This window comes from Aliiroseovarius sp. B-4 (assembly GCF_056857795.1).
Window position 1 is genome coordinate 229,228 of sequence record NZ_JBSXNV010000040.1, and the last position, 15,511, is coordinate 244,738.

General features: G+C 57.9%; 17 protein-coding genes and 1 tRNA gene. 9 read left to right on the forward strand and 9 right to left on the reverse strand.

The annotated features are described in order from the left end of the window. Positions 1 to 29: 29 nt before the first annotated feature. A complete protein-coding gene (locus tag AC13C8_RS15000; RefSeq protein ID WP_482848186.1) occupies positions 30 to 1,289 on the reverse strand; it encodes a glycerate kinase type-2 family protein in 1,260 nt (419 codons plus the stop codon). A gap of 95 nt (positions 1,290 to 1,384) precedes the next feature. Beyond that, positions 1,385 to 1,471: transfer RNA gene (locus AC13C8_RS15005), tRNA-Leu, on the reverse strand. Between the two features lie 125 nt (positions 1,472 to 1,596). Here AC13C8_RS15005 and lipB point away from each other — a divergent pair. The 3 genes from lipB to AC13C8_RS15020 all read left to right on the forward strand — a co-directional run bounded on the left by lipB (position 1,597) and on the right by AC13C8_RS15020 (position 4,763). Continuing rightward, a complete protein-coding gene (gene lipB, locus AC13C8_RS15010; RefSeq protein WP_177179385.1) occupies positions 1,597 to 2,283 on the forward strand; it encodes a lipoyl(octanoyl) transferase LipB in 687 nt (228 codons plus the stop codon). 120 nt (positions 2,284 to 2,403) lie between these two features. Then, the gene (locus AC13C8_RS15015) at positions 2,404 to 2,895 is read left to right on the forward strand and encodes a c-type cytochrome (RefSeq protein ID WP_482848093.1); all 492 of its coding nucleotides are present in this window, start codon (positions 2,404 to 2,406) and stop codon (positions 2,893 to 2,895) included. A gap of 194 nt (positions 2,896 to 3,089) precedes the next feature. Next, on the forward strand, positions 3,090 to 4,763 hold the full coding sequence (locus AC13C8_RS15020; protein ID WP_091431315.1) for a cytochrome c oxidase subunit I: 1,674 nt from the start codon (positions 3,090 to 3,092) through the stop codon (positions 4,761 to 4,763). A 73-nt stretch (positions 4,764 to 4,836) separates the two neighbouring features. Here the strand turns inward: AC13C8_RS15020 and AC13C8_RS15025 are convergent, their stop codons facing one another. Next, the gene (locus tag AC13C8_RS15025; RefSeq protein ID WP_482848094.1) at positions 4,837 to 5,199 is read right to left on the reverse strand and encodes a hypothetical protein; all 363 of its coding nucleotides are present in this window, start codon (positions 5,197 to 5,199) and stop codon (positions 4,837 to 4,839) included. 183 nt (positions 5,200 to 5,382) lie between these two features. Here AC13C8_RS15025 and AC13C8_RS15030 point away from each other — a divergent pair, with 183 nt between their 5' ends. Continuing rightward, a complete protein-coding gene (locus AC13C8_RS15030; RefSeq protein ID WP_482848096.1) occupies positions 5,383 to 5,886 on the forward strand; it encodes a DUF2244 domain-containing protein in 504 nt (167 codons plus the stop codon). A 26-nt stretch (positions 5,887 to 5,912) separates the two neighbouring features. On the opposite strand, the gene AC13C8_RS15035 is transcribed toward AC13C8_RS15030, so the two are convergent. Beyond that, positions 5,913 to 6,419: a GNAT family N-acetyltransferase gene (locus tag AC13C8_RS15035; protein WP_482848097.1), complete on the reverse strand. Its 507-nt coding sequence runs from the start codon at positions 6,417 to 6,419 to the stop codon at positions 5,913 to 5,915. Positions 6,420 to 6,501: 82 nt separating this feature from the next. Beyond that, positions 6,502 to 6,960 (reverse strand): GatB/YqeY domain-containing protein, encoded by a 459-nt coding sequence (locus AC13C8_RS15040; RefSeq protein WP_091432597.1) that lies wholly within the window; start codon positions 6,958 to 6,960, stop codon positions 6,502 to 6,504. Between the two features lie 195 nt (positions 6,961 to 7,155). Between AC13C8_RS15040 and carA the strand changes: the two genes are divergently transcribed. Beyond that, a complete protein-coding gene (gene carA, locus AC13C8_RS15045; protein WP_091431320.1) occupies positions 7,156 to 8,328 on the forward strand; it encodes a glutamine-hydrolyzing carbamoyl-phosphate synthase small subunit in 1,173 nt (390 codons plus the stop codon). 106 nt (positions 8,329 to 8,434) lie between these two features. Then, a complete protein-coding gene (locus AC13C8_RS15050; protein ID WP_177179350.1) occupies positions 8,435 to 10,375 on the forward strand; it encodes a glycosyltransferase in 1,941 nt (646 codons plus the stop codon). Here AC13C8_RS15050 and AC13C8_RS15055 read toward each other — a convergent pair. Further along, positions 10,347 to 11,006: a GntR family transcriptional regulator gene (locus tag AC13C8_RS15055; RefSeq protein WP_091431324.1), complete on the reverse strand. Its 660-nt coding sequence runs from the start codon at positions 11,004 to 11,006 to the stop codon at positions 10,347 to 10,349. The genes AC13C8_RS15050 and AC13C8_RS15055 overlap by 29 nt on opposite strands. Positions 11,007 to 11,145: 139 nt before the next feature. Here AC13C8_RS15055 and AC13C8_RS15060 point away from each other — a divergent pair, with 139 nt between their 5' ends. The 3 genes from AC13C8_RS15060 to AC13C8_RS15070 all read left to right on the forward strand — a co-directional run bounded on the left by AC13C8_RS15060 (position 11,146) and on the right by AC13C8_RS15070 (position 13,319). After that, a complete protein-coding gene (locus AC13C8_RS15060) occupies positions 11,146 to 11,817 on the forward strand; it encodes a pyrimidine 5'-nucleotidase (protein ID WP_482848100.1) in 672 nt (223 codons plus the stop codon). A 3-nt stretch (positions 11,818 to 11,820) separates the two neighbouring features. Continuing rightward, on the forward strand, positions 11,821 to 13,020 hold the full coding sequence (locus tag AC13C8_RS15065) for an FAD-dependent monooxygenase (protein ID WP_091431328.1): 1,200 nt from the start codon (positions 11,821 to 11,823) through the stop codon (positions 13,018 to 13,020). A 98-nt stretch (positions 13,021 to 13,118) separates the two neighbouring features. Then, positions 13,119 to 13,319, forward strand: coding sequence for a hypothetical protein (locus AC13C8_RS15070; protein WP_091431330.1), 201 nt, complete (start codon positions 13,119 to 13,121; stop codon positions 13,317 to 13,319). A 49-nt stretch (positions 13,320 to 13,368) separates the two neighbouring features. Here the strand turns inward: AC13C8_RS15070 and AC13C8_RS15075 are convergent, their stop codons facing one another. The 3 genes from AC13C8_RS15075 to AC13C8_RS15085 all read right to left on the reverse strand — a co-directional run bounded on the left by AC13C8_RS15075 (position 13,369) and on the right by AC13C8_RS15085 (position 15,471). Continuing rightward, complete coding sequence (locus AC13C8_RS15075; RefSeq protein WP_482848102.1) at positions 13,369 to 14,496, reverse strand: aminotransferase class V-fold PLP-dependent enzyme; 1,128 nt, start codon at positions 14,494 to 14,496, stop codon at positions 13,369 to 13,371. A gap of 67 nt (positions 14,497 to 14,563) precedes the next feature. Next, positions 14,564 to 15,019 carry an Lrp/AsnC family transcriptional regulator gene (locus tag AC13C8_RS15080; RefSeq protein WP_482848104.1) on the reverse strand — a complete coding sequence of 152 codons (456 nt, stop codon included), beginning with the start codon at positions 15,017 to 15,019 and terminating at the stop codon, positions 14,564 to 14,566. Further along, entirely contained in the window at positions 15,016 to 15,471 is a 456-nt protein-coding gene (locus AC13C8_RS15085; RefSeq protein ID WP_091431337.1) for an Lrp/AsnC family transcriptional regulator, read from the reverse strand. The genes AC13C8_RS15080 and AC13C8_RS15085 overlap by 4 nt, the downstream gene beginning before the upstream one ends. Positions 15,472 to 15,511 lie beyond the last annotated feature (40 nt).

Sequence of the window (15,511 nt, forward strand, 5' to 3'; positions counted from 1 at the left end):
GCGCTGTGCGCGGCGCCCCATCCGTCAGGTTATCGGATCAGAATGGCCCGGAAGTCATTGACGTTGGTGCCCGTTGGCCCCGGCGAGAACAGATCACCCAAAGCATCGAAAGCCCCCCAAGCATCGTTCGCGGCCAACAGTGCGGACGGATCTTGACCCATGGCGCGCAACCGCCCGGCAGACCGACCATTGGCAAACGCCCCGGCATTATCTTCTGATCCGTCGATCCCGTCGGTATCCGCGGCCAAGGCGGTGAACCCGTTCAGGCCCTCGCAGGTGATCGCCAAAGACAAAAGGAACTCGGTATTTCGCCCCCCGCGCCCCGCGCCGTTCAAGGTGACGGTCGTTTCACCACCCGACAACAAGACGCAGGGGGCGCTGAACGGACGATTGCGGGTCAGAACCTCGTGCGTCATGGCACCGTGCATCTTCGCGACCTCGCGCGCCTCGCCTTCAATTGCGTCAGACAGGATCACAGCAGGTATGCCCAACATCAGCGCCCGTGCGGCGGCGGCTTCCAGACTCAATCGGGCCGACGCGACAACCTCTGCCCGGTTGCGCGCAAATGCCGGATCTGACGGCGCGGGTGCCGGATTGGTCCGTATGTACTCCACGATATGTGGCGGCACATCAATATTCCACGCCGAGATTGCCGCGAGCGCCTGTGCCTGATCAGCCTCGTCAGGCACCGTTGGGCCGGATGCCACCTGCGACGGGGCATCGCCGGGCACATCCGACACGATCAGGCTAAGCACGTTGGCAGGGAACGCGGCCATCGCCAGACGCCCGCCCTTGATCCGCGATACATGCTTGCGGATCGCATTCATCACTGAGATCGGAGCCCCGGAGGCCAGCAACGCCTCGTTCAATAGCTGTTCGTCATCCAGCGTCAGGCCACCGGGCGGCGCAGGCAGAAGCGCGGACCCTCCACCGGTGATCAACGCAACGACAAGATCGTCCTCGCACAGCCCGCTGACCGCCTCGATCAGGGCGTCCGCGGCCGCAAGCCCTGCCGCATCCGGCACGGGATGCGCGGCTTCCATTACCCGGATGTTTTGACATGGTGCCCCATAGCCGTAGCGTGTGACGACGACCCCCTCGACCGGCTCACCCCATAGTTCTTCAAAGGCCGCCGCCAATTGCGCAGCCCCCTTGCCCGCGCCAATGACCACGGTTTTGCCCTTCGGCTTGGCAGGTAGATAACCCTGCAAGACCTTCTTTGCGTCAGCTGCCCTGATCGCCGCATTGAACAGGTCGGTCAGGAAGGCTTTGTCGGCTGGATCAATCATGGCGTGACCATAGCCTTGCGTCGGAACAGCGGGCAAGCGCTCGGCACCCGGTCCGACCAACATAGTGACTGTCATTGGGTGAATATCTGCAAGGATGGTGCGGTCGGTGGGACTCGAACCCACACGAGTGTTACCTCACAGCGACCTCAACGCTGCGCGTCTACCAATTCCGCCACGACCGCAAGCCCAGGCTAGGTGACGCGCTTCATAGCGAAGGGGTCTTGGGATGTGAAGTCCAAAAAACGCGTGCCGGAAATAATTCAGGATGCTTTTTGACAAAGCCTCAAGGCGGTGCCAAATGAAGCTTATGAAAGCCTTGCCTGATATGCCCCCTGTCACGTGGGAGACCGCCGACACACTGGTCGATTACGACGCCGCAGTCGCGCGTATGGAAGCGCATGTCGATGCCATGACACGCGGCGAAGCAGGCGAGATGATCTGGCTTCTGGAGCACCCGCCGCTTTACACAGCGGGAACTTCTGCCGACCGGAAGGATCTTGTGGCACCTGACCGGTTTCCGGTCCACGCGTCAAAGCGTGGCGGGCAATACACCTATCACGGGCCAGGCCAGCGCGTCGCCTATGTGATGCTGGATGTGGGCAAGCGTGGGCGCGATGTTCGTGCGTTCGTCAACGCTCTTGAAGAATGGGTTATCAGCACGCTTGCCGAGTTCAACGTCACCGGAGAGAGGCGCGAAGGTCGTGTTGGGGTTTGGGTGGTTCGCAACGACAAGCCCAAAACAGCCTTGGGGCGGTCGCCAGAAGACAAGATCGCCGCAATCGGGGTGCGTCTTCGAAAATGGGTCAGCTTCCATGGCATATCAATCAATGTCGAACCGGATCTGGAACATTTCTCGGGCATTGTGCCATGCGGCATTTCCGAACATGGCGTGACCAGCTTGGTTGATCTTGGTTTGCCTGTTACGATGGTCGATGTGGACAATGCCTTGCGCAGATGTTTTGATACGGTCTTCGGCCCTGTCGGCGAAAACTAGACTGTGTGGATCCCTAAACTCCCTGCGACAGCACGCCGTCTTTCAATTGGGTTGTTATGACTGCAGGGTCCGCACGAGAAAGACGCATAACGCGTAAAATAATCTATCAAGAGGACCAAAATGAAGACGATTCTCTCTTCCGCCGTCATGATTCTTGCGCTTTCGGGCACAGCCTTCGCAGAAGGTGATGTTGCCGCAGGCGAAAAAGACTTCAAAAAATGCAAATCCTGTCACACTATTGCTGACGAGAACGGCGAAGCACTGTTCAAAGGTGGCAAGACCGGCCCGAACCTCTACGGCGTTGTCGGTCGGCAAGCTGGTGCCTACGAGGATTTCAAATACGGCGATTCGATCGTTGCTGCCGGCGAAGCCGGTCTGGTTTGGACCGAAGAAACGCTGGTGGAATACATCAAGGATCCCAAAGGGTTCCTGAAAGAATATACCGGTGATTCCGCCGCCAAGTCGAAAATGACGTTCAAATGGGGCAAACCGGAAGACATCGTTGCCTTCTTGGCGACCTTCTCTTCTGAGATGTCGGATGATGGTGAAGCCGCCGAAGACGAAGCGTCTGAAGATGAAGCGACCGAAAGCGATTCGACCGCAACCAACTAAGACGCGTCGGCGATAACGCCGGTTTTCTGCTGAAACGAAGCGCCCCGCCCGGTAAATACCGGTGCGGGGTGAATTTTTTTGTCGATTGCGGCCATTGCGACATTGCCCGCTTCCGCGCCTCATATTACACACGTTAAAAAGCCGGGTGAGGTTGCTCCTTGCCCCGGTCACGTTAACCCTAAAGGGAGGGATACATGGCGGACGCAACCATTCACGACCATGACCACCACGATGATCGCGGGTTCTTTACCCGATGGTTCATGTCGACCAACCACAAAGATATCGGGATTCTGTATCTGTTTCTGGCCGGTCTGACGGGCTTCATTTCCGTCTCCTTCACCGTTTACATGCGGCTTGAGCTGATGAACCCCGGTGTTCAGTATATGTGCCTTGAAGGTGCGCGCTTCATCGCTGACGCATCGGCCGAATGCACGCCAAATGGCCACCTTTGGAACGTATTGATAACCTATCACGGTGTCTTGATGATGTTCTTTGTGGTCATCCCCGCCCTGTTCGGCGGGTTTGGCAACTATTTCATGCCGCTTCAAATCGGCGCTCCGGACATGTCCTTCCCGCGCATGAACAACCTGTCGTTCTGGCTTTACGCTACGGGTGTGGCGCTTGGCGTGGCCTCCATGCTGGCGCCGGGTGGCAATGACCAGCTTGGGTCGGGCGTTGGCTGGGTTCTGTATCCGCCTTTGTCGACCTCGGAAGGCGGCTATTCCATGGACCTTGCAATCTTCGCTGTGCACGTTTCCGGTGCCTCGTCGATCCTTGGTGCAATCAATATCATCACCACGTTCCTGAATATGCGTGCCCCCGGCATGACCCTGTTCAAGGTACCCCTGTTTGCTTGGTCCATCTTCGTGACTGCTTGGCTGATCCTGCTGTCGCTGCCGGTTCTGGCGGGCGCGATCACCATGCTGCTGATTGATCGCAACTTCGGCGGGACATTCTTTGATCCGTCGGGCGGTGGCGATCCGGTGCTGTATCAGCACATCCTGTGGTTCTTCGGCCACCCCGAAGTGTATATCGTGATCCTGCCCGGCTTCGGTCTGATCAGCCACGTGATTGCTACGTTTGCCCGCAAACCGATCTTTGGCTATATGCCGATGGTCTGGGCACTGATTGCCATTGGCTTTATCGGCTTCGTGGTGTGGGCGCACCATATGTACACGGTTGGCATGTCACTGACCCAGCAATCTTACTTCATGCTGGCAACGATGGTCATCGCAGTGCCGACCGGGATCAAGATCTTCTCTTGGATCGCGACGCTTTGGGGCGGTTCGATCGAGTTCAAGACACCCATGCTTTTTGCAATGGGCTTCTTGTTCCTGTTCACCGTTGGTGGCGTGACCGGCGTTGTGCTGTCACAAGCTGGCGTGGACCGGGTGTATCACGACACCTATTATGTTGTGGCGCACTTCCACTACGTGATGTCGATCGGTGCCGTGATGTGTATCTTTGCAGGCATCTACTACTGGATCGGCAAAATGTGCGGTCGTCAGTATCCTGAGTTGGCTGGCAAGATCCACTTCTGGACCTTCTTCATCGGCGTGAACCTGACCTTCTTCCCGCAACACTTCCTGGGCCGCCAAGGCATGCCCCGTCGTTACATCGACTACCCGGAAGCGTTCGCTTACTGGAACAAGATCAGCTCTTATGGTGCGTTTCTGTCCTTCGCGTCCTTCGTGTTCTTCATTGGCATCGTGTTCTACACGCTGTTCAAAGGCAAACGCGTGACCGAAAACAACTATTGGAACGAATATGCGGATACGCTGGAATGGACCCTGCCCAGCCCGCCACCCGAGCATACCTTTGAAATCCTGCCCAAACAGGAAGACTGGGACAAAGGTCACTCGCACTGAGCGGACCTGACAATCGCAAAAAAGGCCCGGTCGATGTCCGGGCCTTTTCTTTTGATATCTGTATGACGTCTGGCTACTCGACCACGGGAAGTGTCAGTTCAAATCGTTCATCCCCCCACCCGTCGACACTGGTTCGCGCCCGGATCCAGATGGCTTCGGTTCCTTGCGGCAGTGTGACCTCTTTCAGGCTTCGGGTGAAAGGCTGTTCGTTGACATGAGGGTGCTGCAAGACGCGTGTGCCCAACGTATCACCCACCCAATTTTCGATCCGCCATTCATCGGCATAGTCATCCCATCCGGTTTCTTCATGGGCAATCGTCACCGATACGGTCCACCCAACGTCAGCGGGTGTTACAGTCGCGCCCACAATCTGGGCATCATCCGCAAAGACGGGGGTGGCAGCACACAGCAGACCAATCCAAAGAAATCGCATCATACCCTTCCTCGCAAGATAAGGGCCAGTGTGCCCCACCGTCGCGCGTTGTGCCAATCACGTCTGGGCGAGCGGTGCACCGGGTTACGACAACGCCACTTGCGTCCGTTTCAGCTTTTTCTCTTGCGTCATCGACCTGCTCCGGTTCTTCATAGATGTTCTTGAACTGCTGGAAAGCCCGTCCTGATGCCTTACGAGTGGATGCCAACAGACGCACCCGGCGCCCCAAAAGCAGAGCTGCATCTATGGCCGTTCCGGTCCCTGCCACGTCGCGGCTTTGTCTGGATCATGGGGCTGGGCTTTTCATTGATACTGATCCCACTTCTGGCGCTGTTGGGCTCTACGACGCTGTGGTGGCTACTGCCGTTTGCTTTGGGCGCCATGGGCGCGCTGTGGTTCTTTATCGAGAAAAGCTACAAGGACGGCGAAATACTTGAAAAACTGTTGATCTGGTCTGACCACATGACCCTGACCCGCCACGGTCCGGGGCGAAAAGTCCAACACTGGGAGGCAAATACCTATTGGGTCACGGTCGAGATGCACAAGAAAGGCGGACCCGTCCCGAATTATGTGACGCTGAAAGGAAACAATCGCGAAGTCGAGATTGGCGCATTCCTATCCGAGAAAGAGCGGCCACGACTGTACGACGAGCTTGCTGAGGTGTTGTTGCGCGCCAAATCTATTGGTTAACCGGGCAAAAGCCGTGCGAGGGCGGCCTAAAGCGGGCGCTCGTAATACCTGATCAAATGATCCAGATAAGGTGTTTCCTGATGATAGGGGGCGCATTCCTTGAAGCCCAGTTTCTCGTACAGGCCCGATGCTTCGACCAACGCCCGACCGGTATCAAGACGGACGCTTGAGTGGCCGTCTTTCCGGGCCTGATCCATCAGCGCCAAGGTCAGCGCCTTCCCTGCCCCAAGCCCACGCGCTTCATCGGTCACGAAAACTCGCTGGATCTCCGCAATTCCATCCTCCAGCGTGCGCATCATTCCACAGCCAACGGGTTTTTCGCCGTGATATGCCAGAAGCAGATCACCATGCGGACGGGCGTGTATCTGCGAAAATCCTGTCACCAGATCATCGATCTTATCCGGGTCATATTTTTTCTGGATATTTTCCCGCTCTTCGGGCGATCGATCAAAAAGGAATGCGATATACCCAAGGAACAGGGTCGCAACGATTTGCGCATCCTGAGGAAATCTGGCTCGTTCAATTGTCAGCATGGCTTAGGTGTCTCGCACGGCGGATACACACAGTATACCTGATCGGTGCGAAAAGTCCTGCCCAAGTTGGCAAGGGTCAAGTTTACCCCAACTTCTCTTTCACCATGGGCCCAACTTTTCCGAAATCCATCTGCCCGGTAAATCTGGCTTTCAAGGCGCCCATGACTTTGCCCATGTCCCGAATGCTGTCCGCTCCCACCTCGGAAATGGCCTCGGCAACAGCGGCCTCGGTTTCTTCGTCGGACAATTGTTTCGGCAGAAACTCTTCGATCACAACGATTTCCGAGCGCTCTTTCTCAGCAAGCTCCAACCGTCCGCCTTCTTCGTAGGCGCGCGCGCTTTCCTGACGTTGCTTTACCATTTTGCCAAGAATTGCCAAAACATCCGCGTCCGTAACCTCAGCCTCGTCTCCGGTGCCACGCATGGCAATATCGCGATCCTTGATCGCAGCGCTGATCAAGCGAAGCGTCGACAACCGCGCCGCATCCTTGTTTTTCATCGCCGTCTTCAGGGCGTCATTCACCTGGCTGCGCATGTCCATGGGTCCATCCATCTACAGTGACCTTTACGAAGCTCGCAACTTATCGAAAAGAGCAGGGGCATTCAACCGGAAGGGCAATCTTCTAAGATGTTGATAAATAACAAGATGTAAAATTGCCCGCTATTTCCACTGCCTCTTGACCCGACAGGCCAGCACCTCTAGTTTCGCGCCAATTTGTCGATCGGGAGTCGCCACATGTCCGCTGCCACCGCCCAAGTCCAAGCATCTGCAAAACCCACCGCCTGCCTGGCCCTTGCCGATGGGACCATATTCTATGGCCATGGGTTCGGGGCAACCGGCACCACCACCGCCGAGCTGTGTTTCAACACCGCTATGACGGGGTATCAAGAGATTATGACCGACCCGTCTTACGCCGGCCAGGTCGTGACCTTCACCTTTCCGCATATCGGCAATGTCGGTGTGAACCCCGAGGATGACGAGACAGGCGAACCGGTCGCTGCGGGGATGGTGGTCAAATGGGATCCGACCGAGCCATCTAACTGGCGTTCCACAGAACGGCTGGTTGATTGGCTGGCAAGACGTGGCCGAATTGGGGTTGGTGGCGTGGACACACGGCGTCTGACCCGCGCGATCCGCCATCAGGGCGCGCCGCATGTGGCCATTGCCCATGACCCAGAGGGTAATTTCGACATCGAGGCGCTGGTCGCCGAAGCCCGCGCGTTTTCTGGGTTGGAGGGGTTGGACCTGGCCAAGGACGTCACCTGTGCGCAGAGCTACAAATGGGACCAGATGCGGTGGGCCTGGCCCGACGGCTATCCCAAGCAGGACACCCCGCGCCACAAGGTCGTCGCGTTGGATTATGGCGCAAAACGCAACATTCTGCGGTGCCTTGCCTCGGCAGGGTGCGATGTCACCGTTCTGCCCGCCACCGCTACGGCCGACCAGGTGCTGGCCCTGAACCCCGACGGAGTGTTTCTGTCCAATGGGCCCGGAGATCCTGCCGCAACGGGTGAATATGCGGTCCCGATGATCAAGACGATCCTGGACACCACAGACATTCCTGTCTTTGGCATCTGCCTCGGGCATCAAATGCTGGCGCTGGCGCTTGGCGCGCGGACGATCAAGATGAACCACGGCCACCATGGTGCAAACCACCCGGTGAAAGACAAAGATACGGGCAAGGTCGAAATCACTTCGATGAACCACGGGTTCGCGGTGGACACAGCCAGCCTGCCAGACGGCGTGGTTGAAACTCACGTGTCGTTGTTTGACGGATCAAACTGTGGATTGCGCATGGAAAACCGCCCGGTATTCTCGGTGCAGTACCATCCCGAAGCCAGCCCGGGTCCGATGGACAGCTATTATCTGTTTGAACGCTTCGCCCAAGCCATGGACGCACGGGCCTAAACCGCTTCTAATTTCACACAAATCTGCAAGATAGACCTTTGGTTAACTCGTCGTTAACCAAAGGTTCGACATGCTCTCTTGGTCTGACAATCCAAAGAGCACGAAGATGCCAACCGCCAACCTGCGCCTTGTTCAAACCGACGCCCGGTCGTCGCCGCAGGCAACGACCTCTGTCATACCACGTCGGCGAACGCGTAAACCACTTGGACAAATCCTTGTGGAGATGGGTGCTGTAAGCCCTGAAAACCTCGCCATGGCGGTATCGCTACAGGCCCGCGAGGATGCGCGGTTTGGTGATATCCTTCTGACCCAAGGCTGGGTGCGTGAGGCCGATCTTTATGCTGGATTGGCCCTGCAATATCGGTGCCAGATTGCAGATTTGCAACGCGAGCCGCCAGATGTTCGTCTGATTGACCAATTGGGTGCCGCATTCTGCATCAGGAACGGGATCGTACCATGGAAATCGGTCGGCGGGGCAACCGTCATCATTTGCTCTCGCCCGGATGAATTCCGCACGCTATCTCGCACGTTTCCCGCCGAATGGGGGCGCTGTTTTCTGGCCGTCGCCCCCGAAGGCGACATTCAGGCCGCGCTGATTGCGATGCGGCACAGATCGCTGGCACTCCACGCCGAAACCCGCGTCTCCGATTCGGAAAGCTGTCGCGGTTGGCAGGCAGGAACTGTCGCTCGATTTGCGGCCGCACTTGTGATCTGTTTGTGCGCCATCTTCGTTGTCTCGTCTTTCGCGGGTTTTCTAACGCTGGTGATCTGGGCGGTTTTGACCTTGCTTCTGAATTCGGCGCTCAAAGGCATTGCGGCCATTCAGTATTGGCGCCGGGGGGCGCCCACGCCGTTGAACCCCCAACAATCCGCTCCGAAACACGGGTTTCTGAAACTGCCAACCGTTTCCATTCTCGTCCCGCTTTACAAGGAACGCGAGATCGCGGGGCGTTTGGTGAAACGGTTGGCGCGGCTGTCCTATCCCAAAGAATTATTGGATGTGTGTCTGGTGGTCGAAGAAGATGATACTTTGACGCAAGAGACCCTCGCGCAGGCTAATCTACCACGTTGGATGCGGCAGATCGTGGTGCCGCGTGGGGTGGTGAAAACCAAACCACGCGCGATGAATTTTGCGCTGGATTTTTGCCGAGGTTCGGTGATTGGCGTCTATGACGCCGAGGACGCACCAGACCCTGACCAAATTCACAAAGTCGTGCGCAGGTTCGCCCAACGCGGGGCCGAGGTGGCTTGTCTGCAAGGCAAGCTGGATTTCTACAACGCGCGCACAAACTGGTTAAGCCGCTGTTTTACCGTCGAATATGCCACTTGGTGGAGAATTGTGCTGCCCGGTGTGGAACGTGCGGGATTCGCTATCCCGCTGGGTGGCACGACCCTTTTCTTTCGCCGCGACGCATTGGAGGAGCTAGGGCGTTGGGATGCCCATAATGTCACCGAAGACGCCGATCTGGGGATCCGGTTGGCGCGGCATGGTTATCGGACCGAGTTGATTGACACCGTCACCGAAGAAGAAGCCAATTGCCGCGTCTGGCCGTGGATCAAACAACGCTCGCGCTGGATCAAAGGTTATGCCATGACCTATGGCGTTCATATGCGTCAGCCCCGCAAACTTCTGCATGATCTGGGTTGGTGGAAATTCCTTGGGTTTCAAATCCTGTTTCTTGGCAGCCTCTCACAGTTCCTTCTGGCCCCGATCCTGTGGACGTTCTGGGCGTTCCCCCTTGGTCTGCCCCACCCGTTGCGCGGGGTGATGCCCAGTGAGCTTCTGATCCTCCTGGGCACGGTTTTTATGGCAACCGAGCTATTGACCATTACCGTTGGCATCCAGGCGGTCAGCAACGACAAGCTGCGATGGCTGCGGTTCTGGGTGCCGACCTTGCATTTCTATTATCCGCTCGCGTCGCTGGCCGCGATGAAAGGCTTTACCGAGATCATGACCAAACCTTTTTACTGGGATAAAACCCAGCATGGTAAGTTTGATGAACCTGATGCCGAGGGGATTATTCCCCCGCCAATGAATCCAGCTTGATCCGCGTTTCGAACGCTTTTGAGATATGGGTCTTGAGCGCAGTGTGCGCCGCCACTTGGTCCCGCGCCTCGATCGCGGTGACAATCGCGTCATGTTCGGCAATTGCTTTTTCGCTTCGCCCTTCAGCAGCCAGCGACGTGGTTGCCAGCAAGGCCATCGTACGGTGCACAAGATCCAACTGCTGCACCAGATAGCGGTTGTGTGATGCCAGATGCAGTTGCTTGTGAAAACGGCGGTTAGATCGCGACAGGGCCGCCGGATCAGACAGGCGCTTGCGGTCGTCCTCGACCATTTCACGCAGCACGCTGATCTCTTCCGGCGTGGCGTGTTGGGCCGCCAGTGACGCGGCCAAACCTTCAAGCGCCGAACGCACCACGTAAAGTTCGGCCAGTTGATTATGGCTCAGCGATGCAACGATCAGGCTGCGCCCATCCCGCGTCAGAAGCGACTGCGTCTCAAGCCGTTGCAGAGCTTCGCGGATGGGTGTGCGTGATACGCCGAATCTGTCGGCCAGTTCGCTCTCGACCAGCCTGTCACCCGGTTTGTACGTACCCGTATCTATCGCTTCGAGGATCAGCTCGTATGCGTCTTTCTGTCCCTGTTTGGTTTCTGCCACGTCGTCCTCGTTCATGCTTCGGGCATTTTATCGCGTTACCTAACCACGCACGACTGGTCAAAGCAAACATGAACCGGCAAACATACTGTCGCAGCCCGCCCGAACTTCATCCCGTCCCCTTCCCTTGGCCTGCCAAGAAGGATAGCGTCACGCCATGGTGAAAGATCGCTTTTCTCATGTCAGCGCCTGGGTCTTTGATCTGGACAATACGCTGTATCCACCCCATGCGCGGCTGTTCGATCAGATCGAAATCCGCATGACCAATTGGGTGATGCAGGAATTGCGCGTGGACCGGGACAAGGCTGACCAGCTTCGCCAATACTATTGGAAAACCTATGGCACCACGCTGGCCGGGCTGATGCGTGAACACGGGGTCGATCCTGCCCCTTACCTGCATGATGTACACGACATCTCGATGGAGCATCTTGAGGTCGATCCGGCCTTGGCGCAGCACATTCGGTCGCTGCCCGGTCGCAAGATCGTCTATACAAACGGCTCGGCACCCTATGCCGAACGGGTGCTGGCCGCGCGGGGATTGGCGGGGTTGTTTGATGCGGTGTATGGCGTGGAACACGCAGATTTTCACCCCAAACCCGACCGGGCGGCCTTTGACGCGGTGTTTGCCCGCGATGGGTTGATGCCCGAGGTTGCAGCGATGTTCGAAGACGATCCGCGCAATCTGGCCGTGCCCCACGCTTTGGGCATGCGTACGGTCCATGTTGCACCGGACCCCGCGCCAGCCGATCACATACACCACCACACCGACAATCTGACCACATTCCTGCACCAGCTTGTTGATGCCGCCTGCCCTGACACGAAGGAATGATCCATGACGGACCACAGCGCTGATATCTTCATCTCGGGTGGTGGCATCGCCGGACAAGTCACCGCTGCCGCCTTTGCCGAGGCCGGGTTCAGCGTCGTCATGGCGGACCCGTTCACACCGGTCATCACGGCGGATGAGGACAAATCAGATCTGCGCTCCACCGCGTTTTTGCAGCCCGCACGACAGTTGTTCGATCGAATTGGGCTGTGGCCCATTTTGAAAACCCACGCAAAACCCTTGGATCAATTGGCGGTGATCGACACGGTCGGTTGGCCCCCCGAAACCCGCGAGCGTCGGGTCTTCCAATCCGATGACATGGGCAACGAGCCCTTTGGCTGGAACCTGATGAACTGGGTCGTGCGGCGGGAAATCTGGAGCTATCTGCAAGACCAGCCGCGCATCAAATCCCTCTATGGCACAGGATTTCGTTCGCTCGTGCAGCGCACGGGCCAGATTATCGTGACGCTGACCAATGGCGACATCGTGCGGGCACGAATGGGGGTTGCGGCGGATGGCAAATTCTCGCCCTTGCGCGAAGCGGCTGGAATTTCCATCTCCACCACCCGCTATGGCCAGAAATCTCTGGCATTCACGGTGACGCATGACTTACCGCACCGGAACATCTCGACCGAGATTTACAATGAAGGTGGTCCGTTTACCATCGTGCCGCTACCCGACATCGACGGACAGAATGCATCCGCTATCGTCTGGATGAACAAGGGTCCGCGCGCGGTGGAACTGATGAACATGCCGGTTGCCCGGTTCGAGGATGTGATGTTCACCCGCTCGACCGGCCTGCTTGGGCGGATGCATCTTCAAGGCAATCGCTCGGTCTGGCCGATCATCACACAAACGGCGGATCAACTGACGTCAGGCCGCGTGGCCGTGGTGGCAGAGGCCGCGCACGCCTTGCCGCCGATTGGCGCGCAAGGGCTGAACACGTCGCTGAATGACGTGATCGCATTGCTGGACTTGGCCGTGAAATCCCCCCACACGCTTGGCGATGCGCCGATGATGCAAGCCTATGCCAAGATCCGCGCCAGTGACATAGCGCGGCGGGCGCGGGTGATTGACCTGTTCAACCGTGTCACCCGGTCGGGCGACGGGGTCATGCAGGCAATTCGTCTGATTGGGCTGAAAGCGGTGCATGACGTGACTCCGATGCGCAAACGCGTGATGCGGGCCGGGTTGGGACCAAAATAACCTGTCTGCGTCATGCCGCCGCAATGCCGGATTGTCGCATTCCGTTCTGTTCACAAGTGAATGATACCCCAACCAAACAGCGAACAGGAGACACAGCCATGACAAACGAACAAACCCCGGAACAGAAAGCCGCCGATGCCCGCGCCGAGAAGATTACATTCGGCATTTTTGGTGGCATCGTGCTCGTGCTTGTCCTTGCGTTTCTGACCATGGGCCTGACAGGTGTCGGGCTGGTCGCGGTCGCGACGGTTCCGGTAATCTACATCTTGCTGGTCCTGATGGCTGGCGGCAAAGCCTGACCGCCAGACATCACTGAAAGCGCGCGGGCGACATCCGCGCGCCTGCCTGTCACAGCACTTTTGACAGAACGGCGTCCAGCCGGGCCACACTTGCGTCCACGTCATACAGCTTGTCGAGGCCAAACAGCCCGAGACGGAAGCTGGAATAGTCGTCGCCTTCGTCACACATTAACGGCACACCGGCAGCGATTTGAACGCCTTCAGCGGCAAACGGCTTGCCCGCTTTGATATCCGGGTCTGAGGTATAGGCCACAACGACCCCCGGCGCGGTAAACCCATCCGCTGCCACGGATTTCACGCCCTTGGACGCCAGCAGTTCGCGCACCCGGCGACCTTGTTCCCATTGAGCCTCCCGCAGCTTGTTGAACCCGTAGGCCTTGGTTTCCAACATCGTGTCGCGGAAGGCGCGCAACGCATCTGTTGGCATGGTCGCGTGATAAGCGTGACCGCCGCCCTCATACGCTTCCATGATGGACAGCCATTTGCCCAGATCGACCGCGAACGAGGTCGAGATCGCCGCTTTCGCCAGATCACGGGCGGCTTTGTTCATCATAACCAGCCCGGCAGAGGGCTGCGCCGACCACCCTTTTTGTGGGGCCGAGATCAGCACATCCACCCCGGTTGCCTTCATATCAACCCACGCACAGCCAGACGCGATACAGTCCAGCACGAAGATGCCGCCCACCGAATGCACAGCATCAGCCACGGCTTTCAAATAATCATCCGGCAGGATCATTCCGCTGGCCGTTTCCACATGCGGGGCGAAGACAACATCGGGACGTTCGTCCGTGATGCGGGCCACCACCTCGTCAATCGGGGCGGGTGCAAATGGGGCGTCAGGCGCATTGCCAACGCGGCGGGCCTTCATCACCGTTTCGTCTGACGGGATCGACCCCATCTCGAATATCTGGCTCCACCGGAAGGAAAAGAACCCGTTGCGGATGACCAACACACGTTTGCCGGTGGCAAACTGGCGCGCGACGGCTTCCATCGCGTAGGTGCCGCCGCCGGGTACGACTGCCACGGCGTCCCCGTTGTAGACCTCTTTCAACGTGGCCGAGATATCGTTCATCACGCCCTGAAAGGCTTTGGACATATGATTCAGCGATCGGTCGGTGAACACCACCGAAAATTCCAGCATTCCATCCGGGTCAATATCAGGCAAAAGGGCTTTCATGGCAGACTCCGTTCAAGGGTTCCAGGTTGGGTTCACCGTGACCCAAATTGGTCCGGTTTGGAAGGCGTCAAATCGGCCCCATCCGGCGTTCTTCGGACAGAAGGACATTGGCTTCAACATCCCCAACACCGGGAAGCGTCATGATCCGGCGCCTTAGCACCCGTTCGAAATCAGCAATGTCGCGGGCCACCACGCGCAGGCGGTAATCATACATTCCCAACACATGCTCAACCGTCTGAACTTCGGGGATGGCCGACACCGCACGTTCGAAATCTTCCAGACTGACGCGCCCCTTGGTGGCCAGCTTGATGCCCAGAAAGACAGCGACGCCAAAGCCCAGCGCCTCCCGGTCCAAGTCCAAACGCCGCCCGGCAATCACACCGTGGTCGGTCAGGCGTTTGATGCGCCGCCATGTCGCCGGTTGGCTAAGCCCGACAACTCGCCCCAACGCGCCGGCCGACTGCGTTGCGTCCTCGGACAAGGCGCGTAGAAGCGCCCGGTCGATATCGTTCAACTCAATCACAGCGGCAATGCCTCGTCCGATTTGATCCGCGCCACATGCATCAGTGCCTCGATGTCGGCGATGTGCGGCAGCGCCAGCAATTGGTCGCGATAGATCGCCTGATAATGGGCCATATCGCGGGCGATGACGGACAGACGGACATCAACGCGGCCTAGAAAGGTCTGAATCTCGATGACTTCGCGAATGTCACGCGCGGCTTCGATGAACTCGTCAAATGCTCGCACCTGTGTTTTGTCCAGCGTGATGCGCAGGCTGACTTCGACCGTGTAGCCCAAGGCGCGCCAGTTGATGACGGCACGCGGGCCACGCAGGATATTCTGGTCGCGCAACCGTTCGATCCGGCGCGCAAGCCGCGCGGAGGACACGCCGGTCAGATCAGCCAAGTCCGGTAAGGCCATCGCTGGGTCGGCCTGCATTTGTCTAAGGATGCGCCTATCGGTGTCATCGAGCATGATTTTCTCATTATCACCAAGATTGGCGAATTGAAATGAC

What these genes read in the sequence shown, in the direction of transcription:
- AC13C8_RS15000 (WP_482848186.1), bottom strand. Translation starts at nt 1,289, where the DNA reads ATGATTGATCCAGCCGACAAAGCCTTCCTGACCGACCTGTTCAATGCG.
- lipB (WP_177179385.1), top strand. Translation starts at nt 1,597, where the DNA reads ATGAAAGCCTTGCCTGATATGCCCCCTGTCACGTGGGAGACCGCCGAC.
- AC13C8_RS15015 (WP_482848093.1), top strand. Translation starts at nt 2,404, where the DNA reads ATGAAGACGATTCTCTCTTCCGCCGTCATGATTCTTGCGCTTTCGGGC.
- AC13C8_RS15020 (WP_091431315.1), top strand. Translation starts at nt 3,090, where the DNA reads ATGGCGGACGCAACCATTCACGACCATGACCACCACGATGATCGCGGG.
- AC13C8_RS15025 (WP_482848094.1), bottom strand. Translation starts at nt 5,199, where the DNA reads ATGATGCGATTTCTTTGGATTGGTCTGCTGTGTGCTGCCACCCCCGTC.
- AC13C8_RS15030 (WP_482848096.1), top strand. Translation starts at nt 5,383, where the DNA reads ATGCCTTACGAGTGGATGCCAACAGACGCACCCGGCGCCCCAAAAGCA.
- AC13C8_RS15035 (WP_482848097.1), bottom strand. Translation starts at nt 6,419, where the DNA reads ATGCTGACAATTGAACGAGCCAGATTTCCTCAGGATGCGCAAATCGTT.
- AC13C8_RS15040 (WP_091432597.1), bottom strand. Translation starts at nt 6,960, where the DNA reads ATGGACATGCGCAGCCAGGTGAATGACGCCCTGAAGACGGCGATGAAA.
- carA (WP_091431320.1), top strand. Translation starts at nt 7,156, where the DNA reads ATGTCCGCTGCCACCGCCCAAGTCCAAGCATCTGCAAAACCCACCGCC.
- AC13C8_RS15050 (WP_177179350.1), top strand. Translation starts at nt 8,435, where the DNA reads ATGCCAACCGCCAACCTGCGCCTTGTTCAAACCGACGCCCGGTCGTCG.
- AC13C8_RS15055 (WP_091431324.1), bottom strand. Translation starts at nt 11,006, where the DNA reads ATGAACGAGGACGACGTGGCAGAAACCAAACAGGGACAGAAAGACGCA.
- AC13C8_RS15060 (WP_482848100.1), top strand. Translation starts at nt 11,146, where the DNA reads ATGGTGAAAGATCGCTTTTCTCATGTCAGCGCCTGGGTCTTTGATCTG.
- AC13C8_RS15065 (WP_091431328.1), top strand. Translation starts at nt 11,821, where the DNA reads ATGACGGACCACAGCGCTGATATCTTCATCTCGGGTGGTGGCATCGCC.
- AC13C8_RS15070 (WP_091431330.1), top strand. Translation starts at nt 13,119, where the DNA reads ATGACAAACGAACAAACCCCGGAACAGAAAGCCGCCGATGCCCGCGCC.
- AC13C8_RS15075 (WP_482848102.1), bottom strand. Translation starts at nt 14,496, where the DNA reads ATGAAAGCCCTTTTGCCTGATATTGACCCGGATGGAATGCTGGAATTT.
- AC13C8_RS15085 (WP_091431337.1), bottom strand. Translation starts at nt 15,471, where the DNA reads ATGCTCGATGACACCGATAGGCGCATCCTTAGACAAATGCAGGCCGAC.